We start from the raw sequence: 17,229 nt of genomic DNA on the forward strand, positions 1-17,229 counted from the left end.
CTTCCCGATCGCCCCGCCCCGTGGGAAGCGTTGTCGCGATCGTGCCAGGGGATGGAGAGACGCACGGGCGAGAGATCGCGTTGCGGCCTGAAACGCCGCGCTCCGCATCATCCTTCCGCGAAAGGCGTCCCTTCCCTTCCAGGGGATAAGTGGAGCGCTCGCGCCGCCCCTCCAGCCTCGCCGCCCAGGGTTTTTGCATTGCCGCAACCGCGACGGGCCGAAAGGACGCCTGCCGCGGGGGATGCGCGAGGCCCGCCTATTCGGCGGCCTCGCGATGGGCGGGCGCCTCGCCTTCGCAGCCCTTCGTCGCGGTGCCGACGCGGCCGTGCACGAGGTCGTGGATGAAGCCGAGCTTGGTGACGACCGCGGGTGACAGGACGAACGGATAGAGGTCCTGATGACCCATGGCGCGGTTGAACGAGTTCAGCGCCTGCGACAGCGCGACCCAGGCCTCCACGATCTGCTCGATCGTCGTGGCGTCGCTGTAGACGCGGAAGTCCATGTCGGTGGTGATGATGCCGGTGCGGTCGATGCGCGGCTGGATGGCGAGGCCGTAGGAGCCGCCGACCTCCAGCGTGTCGACGATGTGGAGATAGTGCGCCCAGGTTTCCGCGAAGTCCTCCCACGGGTGCGCCCCGGCATAGGAGGAGACGTACTCGTTCTGCCACATGGGTTTGGGGCCGTTGGCGTAATGGGCCTGGAGCGCGGCGTTGTAGTCCTGGCTGTCGTCGCCGAACACCGCGCGGCAGGCGTCGAGCGCCCCGCCGTCGCGCACCAGCCGGTCCCAGTACCAATGGCCGACCTCGTGGCGGAAATGGCCGAGCAGCGTGCGGTAGGGCTCGCCCATCGAGGTGCGGCGCTTCTCGCGCTCGGCATCGTCCGCCTCCGCCAGCGCGATGGTGATGAGGCCGAGATCGTGGCCGGTCATCACGTTCTGCTCGCCCTCGGCGTCGGACAGGAAGGCGAAGCCGAGACCTTCGGGATTCTCGCCGCGCGTCACCAGCGGCAGGCGCAGGCGCAGGAGCGTGTAGAAGAGCCGCCGCTTGGCGATCTCCATCGACTGCCAGCGCGCCATGGCCTCGCTGTCGCCGTAGTTCGGCACCGTCACGTTATGGCGGCAGGCGAGGCAGGCGACATCGGCGCTGTCGCCGGGCACGAGCCAGTTGCAGACGCCGTGCTCGTAGTTGGCGCAATATTTCCACATCGCCCCGTCGGCATGCGCGCCGGCCGACTTCCAGATGCCGTCGGCCTGCTCCAGCGCCAGCATCTTGTTCGACTCGGGCTCGTATCCGAGCGCGTGGTTGCATCTTTCGCAGACGACATTGGTGAAATGCACGATCTGCGTGCAGGCCGGGCAGGAGAAGAGCTTCATGGTTTCAGGTCCTTGTCGCGCTGGGCGGCGCGCCCGTCGGTTGCGGCCCTAATGCGGCAGCGCTTCCCCGGTTCCCCCCGCGGGAATGCCGCAGCGCAAAATAAACGGATCGACCTGCCGCGTTGCGGCCGCGGCCCCGCTTGCGGGTGGGCGCCAAGCCTCTATGGTCGCGGAGACGCATCTTCGCGCGGACGAAAGAACCGATGTCGATCCTTGCCGCCCTGCACCATGTGACGCACTACAAGTACGACCGGCCCGTGCGGCTCGGGCCCCAGCTCATCCGGCTGCGACCCGCGCCCCATTCGCGCACGCGCGTGCCGTCCTACTCGCTGAAGGTGACCCCGCAGGAACACTTCATCAACTGGCAGCAGGACCCGTTCGGCAACTACCTCGCCCGCTTCGTCTTTCCCGAGCCGACGACCGAGTTCAAGGTGGAGGTCGATCTCCTCGCGGACATGACGGTCTACAATCCGTTCGACTTCTTCGTGGAAGAGGCGGCCGAGACCTGGCCCTTCGACTACGAGGAGCCGCTGCGCACCGACCTCTCGGCCTATCTCGGCGCCGAGCCCGCCGGCCCGCTTCTGACGCGCTTCCTCGCCGAGCTCGACCGCAGCGAGACGCACACGGTCAATTTCCTCGTCGGCCTCAACCAGACCCTGCAGCAGCATATCGACTATCTCGTGCGGCTGGAGCCGGGCGTGCAGGAGCCGGAGGAGACGCTGACCAAGCGCTCGGGCTCGTGCCGCGACACGTCCTGGCTCCTGGTGCAGGTGATGCGCCATCTGGGCTTTGCCGCCCGCTTCGTCTCCGGCTACCTCATCCAGCTCAAGCCCGACCGCGTCTCGCTCGACGGTCCGGCCGGCACGACCTACGACTTCACCGATCTCCACGCCTGGGCCGAGGTCTACCTGCCGGGCGCGGGCTGGATCGGCCTCGACCCGACCTCCGGCCTTCTCACCGGCGAGAGCCACATCCCGCTCGCCGCGACCCCGCACTACCGCTCGGCCGCCCCGATCTCGGGCGGCGTGGACTATGCCGAGGTCGAGTTCGAGTTCGAGATGACGGTGGACCGCGTCGAGGAGCGGCCGCGCGTCTCCATGCCCTTCTCGGACGAGAGCTGGAAGGCGCTGGACGCGCTCGGCGAGACGCTCGACGAGGAGCTGCGCCGCAACGACGTGCGCCTGACCATGGGCGGCGAGCCGACCTTCGTCTCCATCGACGACTTCCAGGCGCCCGAGTGGAATGCCGACGCCACCGGCCCGATGAAGCGGGGCCTTGCCGACGACCTGGTGCGGCGCCTGCGCGACCGTTTCGCGCCCGGCGGCTTCCTGCATCACGGCCAGGGCAAGTGGTATCCGGGCGAGAGCCTGCCGCGCTGGACCTTCTCCATCTACTGGCGCAAGGACGGCGTGCCGATCTGGACGAATGGCGACCTCTTCGCCCGCGAGGTGCCCAAGACCCCGCTCGGCGCGCCCGAGGCCGAGCGTCTGACGCGCTCCGTCGCCGAGGCGCTCGGCGTCGATCCCGACAACGCGCAGGCCGCCTACGAGGACGCCGCCTACTGGGTGGCCCGCGAGACGCAGCTGCCGATCAATGTCAGCCCCGGCAATTCCAAGCTCGACGACCGCGAGGAGCGCGCGCGCCTCGCCCGCGTCTTCGACCGCGGGCTCGACCGGCCGACGGGCTACGTCCTGCCGATCCAGGCCTGGCAGGGGCGCGCCCGCGCCGTGCGCTGGGCCTCCGAGCGCTGGGCGACGCGCCGCTCGCGGCTCTATCTCGTGCCCGGCGATTCCGCCCTCGGCTACCGCCTGCCGCTGGCCTCGCTTCCCCACCTGCCCGAGAGCGACTTCCCCTTCGTCCATCCCGACGACCCGACGCAGAGCCTGCCCCCGCTGCCGCTGCAGGGCCGCACCGCCCGCCAGCGCGGCGAGACCTACGGCCGCGTGACCATGCAGACGCAGGCGCGCGACGGCGTGGCGACGGGCGGCCACGCGCCGCTTCCCGCCTTCGTGCCGCTGGGCGAGGGGGAAGGCGCGAGCAACCTCGCATCCGGATCCTCCTCCTTCGGCATGGCGAGCGGCACCTTCGTCAGCGAGATCCAGGGCCATGTGCGCACGGCGCTCGCCGTCGAGCCGCGCGACGGCAAGCTGTGCTGCTTCATGCCGCCGCTGGAATCGACCGAGGCCTATCTCGACCTCCTCGCCGCGATCGAGGATGTGGCGTCCGAGCTCGGCCTGCCCGTGCAGATCGAAGGCTACGCGCCGCCGAACGACCCGCGCATCAACGTCATCCGCGTGGCGCCCGATCCCGGCGTCATAGAGGTCAACGTCCACCCCGCCTCGTCCTGGCGCGAGGCGGTGGCGATCACCACCGGCGTCTACGAGGACGCGCGCGCCTCGAGGCTCGGCACCGACAAGTTCATGGTGGACGGCAAGCATGCGGGCACCGGCGGCGGCAACCACGTGGTCGTGGGCGGCGCGACGCCGCTCGACAGCCCGTTCCTGCGCCGGCCGGACCTCCTGAAGTCGCTCGTCCTCTACTGGCAGCGCCACCCCTCGCTCTCCTATCTCTTCTCCGGCCTCTTCATCGGCCCGACGAGCCAGGCGCCGCGCATCGACGAGGCGCGCCACGACCAGCTCTACGAGCTGGAGATCGCCATGGCGCAGGTCTCGAACGGCCAGGGCTGGGCGACGCCCCCCTGGCTCGTCGACCGCCTGTTCCGCAACCTCCTCGTGGACGTGACCGGCAACACGCACCGCTCCGAGATCTGCATCGACAAGCTCTATTCGCCGGACGGCCCCACCGGACGCCTCGGCCTCGTGGAATTCCGCGGCTTCGAGATGCCGCCGGACGAGCGCATGTCGCTCGCCCAGCAGCTGCTGGTGCGCGCGCTCATCGCCATGTTCTGGAAGAGCCCGCAGGACGGCAAGTTCGCGCGCTGGGGCACGAGCCTGCACGACAAGTTCATGCTGCGCGACTTCGTCTGGGCCGACTTCCTCGACGTCCTCGGCGACCTCAACCGCGCCGGCTATCCGATGCGGCCGGAATGGTTCGAGGCGCAGGCCGAGTTCCGCTTCCCCTTCTGCGGCAAGATCGAGCGCGAGGGCGTGACGCTGGAGCTGCGCCAGGCGCTGGAGCCCTGGCACGTGATGGGCGAGACGGGCGCGATCGGCGGCACGGTGCGTTTCGTCGATTCCTCGGTGGAACGCCTGCAGGTGAAGTTGTCGAACTTCGATCCCGCCCGCCACATGGTCACCTGCAACGGGCGCCAGGTGCCGATGACGAAGACGGGGTCCGGCAACGACGCGGTGGCCGGCGTGCGCTTCAAGGCCTGGCAGCCGGCCTCGGGCCTGCACCCGACGATCCCCGTCCACGCGCCGCTGACCTTCGACCTCTACGACCGCTGGTCGGGGCGCTCGCTCGGCGGCTGCGTCTACCATGTCGCCCATCCCGGCGGGCGCTCCTACGACGTCTTCCCCGTCAACGCCTACGAGGCGGAGGCGCGCCGGCTCGCGCGCTTCAAGGATATCGGCCACACGCCCGGCGGCTTCGAGCCGATCGGCGAGCGGCCGGACCCGTCCTTCCCCATGACCCTCGACCTCAGGCGCCCCGCCTTCCTCGCCTCGTGAGGCGGGACACGCGAGCGCCGGAACGCGTGACCCGATGACCCTGCCCACCGCCGAGACCCAGGCCCCGGACGCGCCCGCGAGCGCGCCGGGCGCGGCGCCGGGGCCTGTCGAGGCCCTGCTCGACGGCTATGCCGCCCGTCTCTCCGGCGGGCGCGACGAGATGATGGCGCCCGACGGCACGGTGCGGGCCCATTACCGGCCGCTGATCGAGGCGCTGGCCGGGCTGACGACGCACGAGCGCGAGGCACGCTTCCACAGCGCGCGGCAATATCTCAGCGAGGCCGGCGTCTTCCACCGCGTCTACGGCGAGGGTCATGCGCCCGAGGAAGAGCGCGACTGGCCGCTCGCCCTCCCCCCGCTCGTCATCGACCCGGACGAATGGGCCGAGCTCGGCGCCGGCCTCGTGCAGCGCGCCGAGTTTCTCGAGGCGCTTCTCGGCGATCTCTACGGACGGCGCGAGGTGGTGCGGTCGGGCGCGCTGCCGAGCGCGCTGCTCGGGCAGAACCCGGAATTCCTGCGACCCTTGAGCGAACAGGGCCTTTCGGGCGCGCCGATGATCCGCTTCGTCGCCTTCGATCTCGGGCGCGGGCCCGACGGGCGCTGGTGGGTGCTCGGCGACCGCGCGCAGGCCCCCTCCGGCGCGGGCTTCGCGCTGGAAAACCGCGTGGCGACCTCGAAGGCCTTTCCGGACCTGTCGCGGGAGATGAACGTCGCCCGGCTCGCCGGCTTCTTCCAGGCCTTTCGCGAGACGCTCTACGGGCTCGCCGAACCCGGCGCCCCGCGCATCGGCCTCCTCACCCCCGGGCCGCTCAACGACACCTATTACGAGCATTTCTACCTCGCCCGCTATCTCGGCCTGCTTCTCCTCGAAGGCGGCGATCTCGTCATCCGCGAGGACCGCGCGCATGTGCGCACCGTCGACGGCACGCAGCCGATCAGCGTCCTGTGGCGCCGCCTCGACGCGGACTTCGTCGATCCGCTCGAACTCTTCTCCGGCTCGCGCATCGGCACGCCCGGCCTGCTGCGCGCGGTGCGCGCCGGCCATCTCCATCTCGTCAACGCGCTGGGCTCCGGCATCCTGGAGACGCCGGCCTTCCTCGCCTTCCAGCCCGCGCTCGCCAAGGCGCTTCTCGGCGCGGACCTGACACTGCCGACCATCGCCACCTGGTGGTGCGGGCAGGAGAAGGAACGCGCCTATGTCTGCGCCCATGCCGGGCGGCTGACGCTCTCGCCGGCCTTTCCGCCGGCCTCCGGCGTCACGCCCGCGCCGCTGCCCAGGCCGGCGAACGGCAAGCTCGCCCTCGCCCCGGAGGCGGGCCTTCATCTCATCGGCCAGGAGATCGCCTCGCTCTCCACCGTGCCGGTCTTCGTGGACGGGCGGCTGGAGCCGCGCCCCGTGGCCCTGCGCGTCTTCCTGGCGCGCGGCGAGGACGGCTGGCAGGTGATGCCCGGCGGCTTCGCGCGGGTGGCCGACGCGCGCGAGGCGCGGGCCGTCTCCATGCATGCCGGCGGGCGCTCGATCGACGTCTGGGTGCCCTCGCAGGAGACGACGCGGCCCGTCACCCTGCTGCGCCCCGCCAAGGCCGGCGGGCAGGCCCGCCTTCCCGGCGCCCTGCCGGCGCGCGCGGCCGACAATCTCTTCTGGCTCGGCCGCTATGCCGAGCGCTGCGAAGTGGCGACGCGGCTCCTGCGCCTCTGCGGCGCACGCACAACGCAAGGGCTGCGCGCCGGCGAGCTGGAGGAGCGCGTGCGCCGCCTTCTCCTCGATCTCGGCATCGATGCCGCGGGTCCCGCCCCCGCGCGCGGCCTGCTGACGCTCGCCCGTCAGGCGCTGGAGACCGCCTCGCGCATCCGCGACCGCTTCTCGCCGGACGGCTGGCGGGCGCTGTCGGAGATCGTCGACCTCCTCGTGGACGGCCTGAAGCCGGACAGCGAGGTCGATCTCGTGGACCTGACGAGCGCCGTCCTCACCCGCCTCTCCGGCTTCACCGGCCTCGTGCGCGAGAACATGTACCAGTTCACCGGCTGGCGCCTGATGAAATGCGGGCGGCGCATGGAGCGCGGGCGCATGTCCGCCATCGTCGCCTCCGCCCTCCTGGAGGACGAGCCGGAAGGCGCGCTCGAGGCGCTGCTCGAATTCACCGACAGCCGCGTCACCTATCGCCGCCGCTTTTCCGTGGATCTCTCGTCCGAGGCGGTGATCGACCTGTGCATCCTCGACCCGATGAACCCGCGCTCGGTCGCCTTCCAGGTGAACAGCCTCTGCTCGACGCTCGCCAAGCTGCCGGGCGTGCGCGAGGGCGAGAAGCTCGACATGCTCTCGCGCCGGGCCGCACGCCTGCAGGTGCGCGTGGCGACCGCCGAGCCGCAGGAGGTGACGACCGGCTTCCTCGACCGCATCGCCGGCGATTTCGGGCTCCTCTCCACCCTCCTGACGGAGCGCTATCTCCTCGCCGACCCCGCGAGCGTGCAGGCGGGAGCCCATTTCGAATGATCTACGACATCACGCTGCGGCTCGGGTACCACTACCTCTCGCCCGTGCGGGACGCGCGCCATGTCCTGCGCGTGCGCCCGCTGGCGGACCGGTTCCAGACCATCGAGAGCGCCGGCCTCGAGATGCAGCCGCAGCCGGACGAGGCGGCGAGCGAGACCGACTTCTTCGGCAACCGAATCGATCCGATCGCGCTCCACGCGCGGCACGGCGCCCTCAAGGTCACGATGCGCTCGCGCGTCGCGGTCGAGCGGCCGGAGCTCGACCTCTCCGCCACGCCCGCCCTCTCCGCCCTCGTGCGGTCGGCGGCCCATTCGCGCGATCCCTCCGGCACGAGCCCGATCCACTTCCTCGGCGCGAGCCGCATGGTGCAGCTGGACCCGGGCGCCGGCGCCTATGTCGCCGCCACCCTGCGCGGGAGCCCGCTCGCCGGCGAGGCGATGCTGTCGCTGGCCGCGCGGATCAAGACCGAGTTCGACTACGCGCCCGGCACCACCACCGTGCGCACCACGGTCGCGGAGGCCTTCGCGCACCGGCGCGGCGTCTGCCAGGACTTCTCCCACGTGATGATCGCCGGCCTTCGCGCCTGCGGCGTGCCGGCGGCCTACGTCTCAGGCTTCATACGCACCCTGCCCCCGCCGGGCCAGAAGCGGCTGGAGGGTGCGGACGCCATGCATGCCTGGGTCGACGTGTGGCTCGGCCCCGAGATCGGCTGGGTGGGCTTCGATCCGACCAATGGCGTGGCGACCTCCAGCGACCACATCGTCGTGGCGCGCGGCCGCGACTATGCCGATGTCGCGCCCATCGACGGGGTGATGATGACGGCCGGCCCGCAATCGGCCACCCATTCGGTGGACGTGGTGCCGCTGGAGGAGACGCTGGCCGCCGCGGGCGAGGCCATGGCGGGCGCTCCGACGACGCCGGAGGCCACGGCCGCCAAGGCGTGAGGGCCGGATCCCGGAGCGGCGGCCGAAGGCGAGCGCGACGGGCGCGGAACCGTCAGCGGGCCGCCGCTCGCGGCGCCCCGGCGCTTCGGGCCCAGACCGCGTGGAAATGATGCGTCGGCCCATGCCCGCCGCCGACGGAAAGCGCGTCCGCCGCCGCGATGGCGCCCGCCGTGTAGGCCTTGGCGAGGCGCACCGCCTCCACGAGATCGCCGGTGATCGCAAGCTGCGCGGCGATCGCCGCCGAGAGCGTGCATCCCGTGCCATGCGTGTTGCGCGTCTCGTGGCGCGGTCCTTCGAACCAGACCGTCTCGCCCGTCCGCGCCAGGACATCCGGACATTCCGGCCCGGGCAGGTGTCCGCCCTTGAGAAGGACGGCGCGCGGGCCGCAGGCCAGGAGGCAGCGCGCGGCCGTGCCCATGGCGCCCGGCGTCTGCGGCTCGGGCTCGCCGAGCAGCGCGGCGATCTCGGGCAGATTGGGCGTGACGAGATCGCAGAGCGGCAGGAGGTCGGCGCGCAGCGCCTCCACCGCCTCCTCGGCCAGGAGCCGGTCCCCGCCCTTGGCGACCATGACCGGATCGAGAACGATATTGCGGGCCCCATGACGAAGGAGGGAACGGGCGATCGCCCGGGCGATATCGGCCGTCGCGACCATGCCGATCTTCACCGCGTCCACGGCGATGTCGGCGAAGACGGCGTCGATCTGCGCCGCCACGAAGCTCGGCGAGACGCGTTCAACGCCCGCGACGCCGCGCGTGTTCTGCGCCGTGAGCGCGGTGACGACGGCCATGCCGTAGACCCCGTTCGCCGAGAAGCTCTTGAGATCCGCCTGGATGCCGGCGCCTCCGGACGGGTCCGAGCCGGCGATGGACAGGACGTTGGCGATGGGCGGCATGCAGGCGCTCCTCCTGGCGGAAGAAGCGCGCGACGGCCGTGGACAGGCAAAGGGAGCCGCGCCGCGACTCCCTCCGCCGGTACGATCCGGATCAGGTTCCAAGGGTGCGTCTCAGCCGGTCTCCCGGCGCCCCCGTCATTCGGCAGGACCGATCATAGACAAGGACGGGGCTGGGCGAAAGCCGCCGGCGCGGCAAGGGCTGGACGTGCCGGGCCGGAAAGTGGGCGCCGCCGGCACGGAGCCGGCGGCGCGAGGCTCAGGAGGCGACGAGGACGATCGTCGCAAGCGGCGGCAGGGAGAGCGAGAGCGAGAAGGGCCGCCCGTTCGCCTCGATCGCCTCGGCCTCGACCCCGCCCATATTGCCGACATTGGAGCCGCCATAGATGCCGGCATCGGTGTTCATGCGCTCGGCCCAGTGCCCGCCGCGCGGCACGCCGACGCGGTAGCCGTGGCGCGGCACGGGCGTGAAGTTCGAGACGACGAGGACCGGCCCGCCATTGGCGTCCTTGCGCAGGAAGGCGATGACGCTCTCGGATTCGTTGTGCGTGTCCACCCACTCGAAACCCGACGGGTCGCAGTCGCGCTCGTGAAGCGCCGGCACGTCGCGATAGAGCGCGTTGAGGTCCTTCACCAGGCGCTGGATCCCCTTGTGCTCGGGATATTCGAGCAGGTGCCAGTCCAGCGACTGGTCGTGGTTCCATTCGGCCGCTTGGCCGAACTCGCCGCCCATGAAGATCAGCTTCTTGCCGGGATGGGTCCACATCCAGCCGTAATAGGCGCGAAGGTTCGCGAACTTCTGCCACCAGTCGCCGGGCATCTTGCCGAGCAGCGAGCCCTTTCCGTAGACGACCTCGTCGTGGGAGAGGGGCAGGATGAAGTTCTCGGTATAGGCGTAGACCATCCCGAAGGTCATGTGGTGGTGATGGTAGCGTCGGTTGATCGGGTCTTCCTGCATGTAATGCAGCGTGTCGTGCATCCAGCCCATGTTCCACTTGAAGTGGAAGCCGAGGCCGCCCGCATAGGTCGGGCGCGACACGCTGGGGAAGGCGGTCGATTCCTCGGCATGGGTCGTCGCCTTGGGATGGTATTCGCCGACCTTCTCGTTCGTCTCCTTCAGGAAGGCGATGGCCTCCAGATTCTCGCGCCCGCCATGGATGTTCGGCTCCCATTCGCCGGCATTGCGCGAATAGTCGAGATAGAGCATCGAGGCGACCGCATCGACGCGAAGCCCGTCGATGTGGAACTTGTCGAGCCAGTAGAGGCCGTTGGCGACGAGGTAGTTCTTCACCTCGGTGCGCCCGTAATCGTAGATCAGCGTATTCCAGTCCTTGTGGAAGCCGCGCCGCGGGTCGGGATGCTCGTAGAGCGCCGTGCCGTCGAAATTGGCGAGCCCGTGCACGTCGGTCGGGAAGTGGCCGGGCACCCAGTCGAGGAGCACGCCGATGCCAGCACCGTGCAGCGCGTCGACGAGGCGCGCGAAGCCGGCGGGGTCGCCGTAGCGGGCGGTCGGCGCGAAGAGCCCGATCGGCTGATAGCCCCAGGAGCCGTAGAACGGGTGTTCCGAGACGGGCAGGAACTCCACGTGGCTGAAGCCCATCTCCTGCACGTAGGGAACGAGCTGCCCGGCGATCTGGTCATAGTCGAGGAAGGCGTCGCCGTCGCCCCGGCGCCAGGAGCCGAGATGCACCTCGTAGATGGAGATCGGCTTGGAGGCGTCCTGCCAGTCGGCCGCGTGGGAGCGGAAGGCCTCGTCCTTCCACTCGTGCTCGACGATGCCGTCGACGATGGAGGCGGTGGAGGGAGCGAGCTCCTGGAAGAAGCTGACGGGATCGGCCTTCAGCGGCTGCACCGTGCCGTCGGCGGCGACGATCTCGTACTTGTAGACCTCGCCGCGCGTCAGGCCCGCGACGAAGAGCTCGAAGACGCCCGCCTCGTGGCGCTTGCGCATGACGTGGCGCCGGCCGTCCCAGGCGTTGAAATTGCCGACCACCGAGACGCGCCGCGCCGAGGGCGCCCAGACGGCGAAGGCCACGCCCTCGACGCCGTCCATCACGCGCGGATGGGCGCCGAGCTTCTCGTAGAGCTTGTAATGGCGCCCGACGGCGAGGAGATAGACGTCCTGTTCGCCGAGGATGGGCCCGAAACGGTAGGGATCGTCCTCCTCCCAGGTCACGGAGCCGTGCGAGTAGCGGAGGCGATACGGCGCGTCGCCGGACAGGCCGGGCACGACGCCGGAGAAGAAGCCCTCCGGTCCGTGGCGCTCCAGCGCGCCGAGAACGGCGCCCTCGCCGGAGATCACCGTCGCGGCCTCGGCGCCCGGCCGGTAGACGCGAACGGCCGCTCCGCCCGGCGCCTCGTGCCGACCGAGCACGGCGAAGGGATCGCCGTGCGAGCCTTCCGCCAGGGCCTCGGCCGCGCCCGGAACCGGGCGGTGGTCATACGCGTCGTGCGGCGCGTTCGTCTGGGCGAAGCTCATTGGACAACCTTGCGTTTTTCCAGGAGGGCGAGGATCCCCGAAAGCGGGATCGACAGCCAGGACGGCCGCATGGCCGCTTCGTAGCGCAGCTCGTAGAAGGCCTTGTGCAGGGTGAAGAGATCGAGGAGGGCCTGCGTTCCCTCGTCCTCCAGCGCAATTCCCGATGCCGCGCTCCAATTCTCGAGGAAGGAGCGCGAGACCGCGTCCCGCCAGGCCTCGGCGCGCTCCTTGAGGCGGGCCATCGTCACCTCGTCGGCGGGCCCGGCCTTGTCGCGCGCGGCGAAGGCCGCGTAGTCGAAGGAGCGCAGCATGCCCGCCACGTCGCGCAGCGGCGAGGCCTTGGCGCGGCGCTCCTCCAGGCTGCGGCCCGGCTCGCCCTCGAAGTCGAGGATGACGACGTCGTTCTTGGCCACGAGAAGCTGGCCGAGATGATAGTCGCCATGGATGCGCGTGCGCGTCTGGCCGGAGAGGCGGGCGCCAGCGAGACTGTCGAACAGGCCGAGAATGCCGGGCTCGGCGGCCTTCAGCCGCGAGATCTGCGTGCCGAGGTCGCCGTCGAGATCGGCAAGGCCGGCAAGGCTCGCGATCGTGGCGCTCGCCTCGCGCTTGGCCTCGGCGATGAGGTCGGCGAGATCCCCAGCCTCCAGCGGCTCCGGGTCGAAGGCCGGATCGCCGGTGACGGTGGCGAGCGCCGCGTGCATCTCGCCGGTGCGCCGTCCGACGACGGCGCCGCCGTCCATCGGCAGCTGGCTGAGCGCGGCAGCCTCGCCCATGGCCTCGGCCTCCTCGGGCGTGCCGTAAGCGGTGTCGCGCAGGTAGCGGGCGAGCGCCTCCGTCACGACGACCCAGGCATCGCCCTGGTTCTCGACGCGCTGGAAGAGCGCGGCCACGGCCGCCTCGCTGCCGTCCTCGCGCTTCAGCGACATGGCGCCGAGCAGCGCCGGCATGCCGGTGAAGCCCGTATGCTCGGTGAGGAAGCGCGTCACCTCCAGCTCCGGCTGGATGCCGTCGCGCAGGCGCCGGTAGAGCTTGAGGATCGCCACCGGACCGATGACGATCGACGTGTTGGACTGCTCGCCCGAGAGCGGCGAGATCGCGTCCGGACCGACCTCCGCGGCCGCCTTCACGAGGTCGGCATGGGACGCGGAGGTCTCGATGCGCAGCGTGCCCGCCTCGCTGAGGGCGGCGTCCCCGCCCCTGGCGATCGTCTCGACGATCATCTTCACGAGCGCGGGATCGCGCGCCCCGTCGACGACGACGCCCATCTTCGGGCCCTGGCGGATCTTCAGGAGCGTGTAGGGCAGCGTCGGCGCGTCGCTATGGAGATAGGACTCGCCCCATTTGGCGCTGAGCGGCAGGAAGTAGCGCTGCTCGCCCTCGGAGGTCGTCAGCGCCACCTCGTTGAAGGCGAAGCCGCGCGAGGCGCCGGGCGGCGTGCCCAGGACCTCGAGGCGGGTGCGCAGCGGGCGCTCGGTCTTGGCGGCATACCAGCGCTGGCCGCCGACGAAGGAGGTCAGGATCGTCTCCACCTCGCGGCGGTTGCGCTCCGTCAGCGTCGTGCGCAGGTCGCCGGTCACGACGATCGTCGTGAAGTCCGGCAGCGTCGCCGTCTCCTGGCGCAGCGTGCCCTGCGGGTCGGCGGCCGCCAGATCGAACCAGTAGAAGCCGTAGGCCGGCAGCGTCAGGACGTAGGAGCCCTGACCGATCGTCGGGAAGCGCGATAGGCCGAGCATCTCCACCGGCTGCACGCCGGCGAAGGCGGAGAGGTCGAGCTCCACGGCCTGCGCCGTGGAGGAGAGGTTGGCCACGCACAGGATGCGCTCGGACCGATGCTCGCGCGTATAGGCCAGCACCTTGCGGTTCGTCGGGTAGAGGAAGGAGATCGTGCCGCGCCCGAAGGCCTCCTTGGTGCGGCGCACCTGGATGAGGCGGCGCATCCAGTTGAGGAGGCTGGCGGGGTTGGAGCTCTGGGCCTCCACGTTAACGCCCTGGTAGCCGTAGATCGCGTCCTGGATCACCGGCAGGTAGAGGCGCTGCGGATCGGCTCTGGAAAAGCCGCCATTGCGGTCGGCCGACCATTGCATGGGCGTGCGCACGCCGTCGCGGTCGCCGAGATAGATGTTGTCGCCCATGCCGATCTCGTCGCCGTAATAGAGCGTCGGCGTGCCGGGCATGGACATCAGGAGCGCGTTGAGCAGCTCGACCTTGCGCCGGTCGTTGCCCATCAGCGGCGCGAGGCGCCGGCGGATGCCGAGATTGATGCGCGCGCGCGTGTCAGCGGCGTAGGTCGACCAGAGATAGTCGCGCTCCTCCTCCGTCACCATCTCGAGCGTCAGCTCGTCATGGTTGCGCAGGAAGATCGCCCATTGGCACACGTCCGGGATCTCCGGCGTCTGGCGCATGATGTCGGTGATCGGGTGCCGGTCTTCCTGGGCCAGCGCCATGTACATGCGCGGCATCAGCGGGAAGTGGAACGCCATGTGGCACTCGTCGCCCTCGCCGAAATAGGGGCGCGTGTCCTCCGGCCACTGGTTCGCCTCGGCGAGCAGCATGCGGTCGGGATAATGCTTGTCGAGATCGGCGCGGATGGCCTTCAGGACGTCGTGCGTCTCCGGCAGGTTCTCGTTGTTGGTGCCCTCGCGCTCGACGAGATAGGGGATCGCGTCGAGCCGCAGCCCGTCGACGCCCTTGTCGAGCCAGAAGTGCATCACGTCGAGCACCTCCTTCATCACGGCCGGATTGTCGAAGTTCAGGTCCGGCTGATGCGAGAAGAAGCGGTGCCAGAAATACTGCCCGGCGACCGCGTCGTAGGTCCAGTTCGAGGTCTCGGTGTCGGTGAAGATGATGCGGGTGAGGTCGTAGCCCTTGTCGTCGTCGGCCCAGACGTAATAGTCGCGCTCCGGCGAGCCCTTGGGCGCGCGCCGCGCCGCCTGGAACCAGGGATGCTGGTCCGACGTGTGGTTGATGACGAGTTCGGTGATGACGCGCAGCCCCCGCTTGTGGGCCTCCTCGATCAGCCGCTCGATATCCTCCATCGCCCCGTAGGACGGGTTGATGCCGCGATAGTCGGCGATGTCGTAGCCGTCGTCGCGCAGGGGGGACGGGTAGAACGGCAGGAGCCAGAGCGCCGTGACGCCGAGCGCCTGCACGTAGTCGAGCTTCTGCATGAGCCCGGCGAAGTCGCCGATCCCGTCGCCGTTGGAATCGGCGAAGGTCTTGACGTGGAGCTGGTAGATGACCGCGTCCTTGTACCAGTCTGTCGCCTGCGGGTCGGGGCCGGCCTGGGCTTCGGACGCGGCGATGAGGGCATGCTCGTTCATGGGACCTGCCGTGGTTCGGCGTTTCTGTGACCGTCGGTGAAGGGCGGAAGCCGCCTCAGACGGTGATCTTGAAGACCGCGTAGGGCCGCTCGGCCGGGTTCAGCCACCAATGCTGCATCTTGCCCTGCCAGACATGGCGCTGACCGGTGACCATGTCCTCAACGCGCACCGAGCGGTCGTCGGACAGGCCGAACTCCCAGAGCGGCACCTCGAAATGGCCGCCCTGCGGCTGGTGCGGGTCGAGCGTGACGATGAAGAGGAGATAGGAGGAACGATCGGCCGTGCGCTTGGCGTAGTAGAGGACGCGGTCGTTGTAGAAGTTGAAGAAGGCCAGACTGCGGAAGTCGTGCAGCGCGGGCTCCTCGCGGCGCAGGCGGTTGAAGAAGGCGATGTCGTCGCGGATATTGCCCGGCGCCTTCCAGTCGAAGGCGCGGATCTCGTATTTCTCCGAGTTGAGATACTCCTCCTTGCCGGGCACCGGCAGGAACTCGCACAGTTCGAAGCCGGAATAGACGCCGTAATTGCCGCCGAGCGTGGCGGCGAGCGCCAGACGCGTGCGAAAGCCCGGACGCCCGGAGACCTGGAGATAGACCGGGTTGATGTCCGGCGTGTTGACGAAGAAGTTCGGCCGCATGTACTCGGCGCATTCCTCGCCGGTCAGCTCGTTCAGATAGGCCTCGAGCTCCCACTTCAGGTTGCGCCACGTGAAGTAGGAATAGGACTGGTTATAGCCGACCTTGGCGAGGCGCTTCATCACCTTGGGCCGCGTGAAGGCCTCGGCGAGGAAGATCGCGCCCGGATCGACCTTGCGCACCTCGGCGATCATCCATTCCCAGAACGGGAAGGGCTTGGTGTGCGGATTGTCGACGCGGAAGATCCGCACGCCGTTGTCCAGCCAGAACAGCACGATGTCGCGCAGCGCGTACCAGATCGAGGGCAGAGCGCCGCGGTAGAAATGGACGTTGACGATGTCCTCGTATTTCTTCGGCGGGTTCTCGGCGAACTTGATCGTGCCGTCCGGCCTCCAGTCGAACCATTCGGGATGGCTCTTGATCCAGGGATGGTCGGGCGAGCACTGGATGGCGAAGTCGATCGCGATCTCCAGCCCGTGGCCCTTGGCCGCCTTCACGAGGCGGGCGAAATCCTCGAACGTGCCGAGTTCGGGATGCAGCGCGTCGTGGCCGCCGTCGGCCGAGCCGATCGCATACGGGCTGCCGGGATCGGTCTCGCCCGGCGTCAGCGTGTTGTTCTTCCCCTTGCGGTTCGTCTTGCCGATCGGGTGGATCGGCGGGAAGTAGAGGACGTCGAAGCCCATCTCCTCGATCTCGGGCAGGCGCGCGATCACATCGTCGAACGTGCCGTGGCGGTTCACGTCGCCCGACTGCGAGCGCGGGAAGATCTCGTACCAGGCCGAGAAGGCCGCCGCCGTGCGGTCCACCCAGACCGGCACGTCGTGATCGTAGCGCGAGAGGTTGACGCGCAGCCCCGCCGCGGAGAGGAGCGCGACCGTCGCCTCCTCCTGCATCAGCGCGTACTGGCCCTCGCCGTCGCCCTTGGCGGCGTACTCGTCGAGGCGCTTCGACAGCGCCTCCAGCGCCGCGCGGTCCTCGACCGAGCCGCGGCCGGACCCGTGCGCGTCGCGCACGAGATGGCGCGCCTCGGTGAGTTCCAGATCGGTCAGCTTGCCGGCGTCGCGCTTCTTCTTCGCCTCGTCGCGCCAAGTCGCATAGATGTCGCGCCAGGCGATGATCGAATAGCGGTAGGGCCCCGGCCTGTCGAAGGTCACGCTCGCCGTCCAGCGGTCGTTCTCCACGAAGGTCAGCGGCACCTCGCCCGAGAAGGGCGCGTCCGACGGGCCGTAGACGAGGGCGGCGGCGATCTTGTCGTGACCGTCGCCGAAGACGTCGGCCTCAACGACGAGGGGCTCGCCCTCGACGCGCTTGACCGCGAAGCGCCCGCCGTCGATCTCGGGCGTCACGCCCTCGATGGCGATGCGGTTCTCAGCAAGGGCCATGAGACGGTGCTCGACCGCGCCGCCCTCCTCCTGCTTCGGAGCCTTCTTCGCCTTGACGACGGCTTCGACGGCATCGGACATGGGCGTC

Annotated in this window: 8 protein-coding genes and 1 riboswitch; of the genes, 3 read left to right on the top strand and 5 right to left on the bottom strand. The window is 69.8% G+C overall.

The genetic code is table 11. The features are described 5' to 3' along the window. Nucleotides 1–256: 256 nt before the first annotated feature. Nucleotides 257–1,372, bottom strand: a complete 1,116-nt coding sequence (locus tag ASG48_RS09000) for a putative zinc-binding peptidase (RefSeq protein WP_055848392.1) — start codon at nt 1,370–1,372, stop codon at nt 257–259. Between the two features lie 203 nt (nt 1,373–1,575). On the opposite strand from ASG48_RS09000, the gene ASG48_RS09005 reads away from it, so the two are divergent. Genes ASG48_RS09005 through ASG48_RS09015 form a run of 3 tightly spaced genes read left to right on the top strand, consistent with a single transcriptional unit; the run spans nt 1,576 to nt 8,439 of the window. After that, nucleotides 1,576–5,001 (top strand): transglutaminase family protein, encoded by a 3,426-nt coding sequence (locus ASG48_RS09005; protein ID WP_055848394.1) that lies wholly within the window; start codon nt 1,576–1,578, stop codon nt 4,999–5,001. A gap of 34 nt (nt 5,002–5,035) precedes the next feature. Beyond that, nucleotides 5,036–7,495 (top strand): circularly permuted type 2 ATP-grasp protein, encoded by a 2,460-nt coding sequence (locus ASG48_RS09010; protein ID WP_082529368.1) that lies wholly within the window; start codon nt 5,036–5,038, stop codon nt 7,493–7,495. Continuing rightward, nucleotides 7,492–8,439, top strand: a complete 948-nt coding sequence (locus ASG48_RS09015; RefSeq protein WP_055848397.1) for a transglutaminase family protein — start codon at nt 7,492–7,494, stop codon at nt 8,437–8,439. The genes ASG48_RS09010 and ASG48_RS09015 overlap by 4 nt, the downstream gene beginning before the upstream one ends. Before the next feature lie 52 nt (nt 8,440–8,491). On the opposite strand, the gene thiD is transcribed toward ASG48_RS09015, so the two are convergent. The 4 genes from thiD to ASG48_RS09035 all read right to left on the bottom strand — a co-directional run bounded on the left by thiD (nt 8,492) and on the right by ASG48_RS09035 (nt 17,222). Further along, nucleotides 8,492–9,331, bottom strand: coding sequence for a bifunctional hydroxymethylpyrimidine kinase/phosphomethylpyrimidine kinase (gene thiD, locus ASG48_RS09020; RefSeq protein WP_055848399.1), 840 nt, complete (start codon nt 9,329–9,331; stop codon nt 8,492–8,494). 51 nt (nt 9,332–9,382) lie between these two features. Beyond that, nucleotides 9,383–9,475, bottom strand: a riboswitch (TPP riboswitch). 112 nt (nt 9,476–9,587) lie between these two features. Then, on the bottom strand, nt 9,588–11,807 hold the full coding sequence (glgB, locus tag ASG48_RS09025) for a 1,4-alpha-glucan branching protein GlgB (protein ID WP_082529369.1): 2,220 nt from the start codon (nt 11,805–11,807) through the stop codon (nt 9,588–9,590). Then, nucleotides 11,804–15,127, bottom strand: coding sequence for a maltose alpha-D-glucosyltransferase (gene treS, locus ASG48_RS09030; RefSeq protein ID WP_055848402.1), 3,324 nt, complete (start codon nt 15,125–15,127; stop codon nt 11,804–11,806). Before treS ends, glgB begins: the two co-directional genes overlap by 4 nt. A gap of 55 nt (nt 15,128–15,182) precedes the next feature. Continuing rightward, entirely contained in the window at nt 15,183–17,222 is a 2,040-nt protein-coding gene (locus tag ASG48_RS09035) for an alpha-1,4-glucan--maltose-1-phosphate maltosyltransferase (RefSeq protein ID WP_200939587.1), read from the bottom strand. Between the last annotated feature and the right edge of the window lie 7 nt (nt 17,223–17,229).

This window comes from Aurantimonas sp. Leaf443, assembly GCF_001425575.1.
GTDB lineage: Bacteria > Pseudomonadota > Alphaproteobacteria > Rhizobiales > Rhizobiaceae > Leaf443.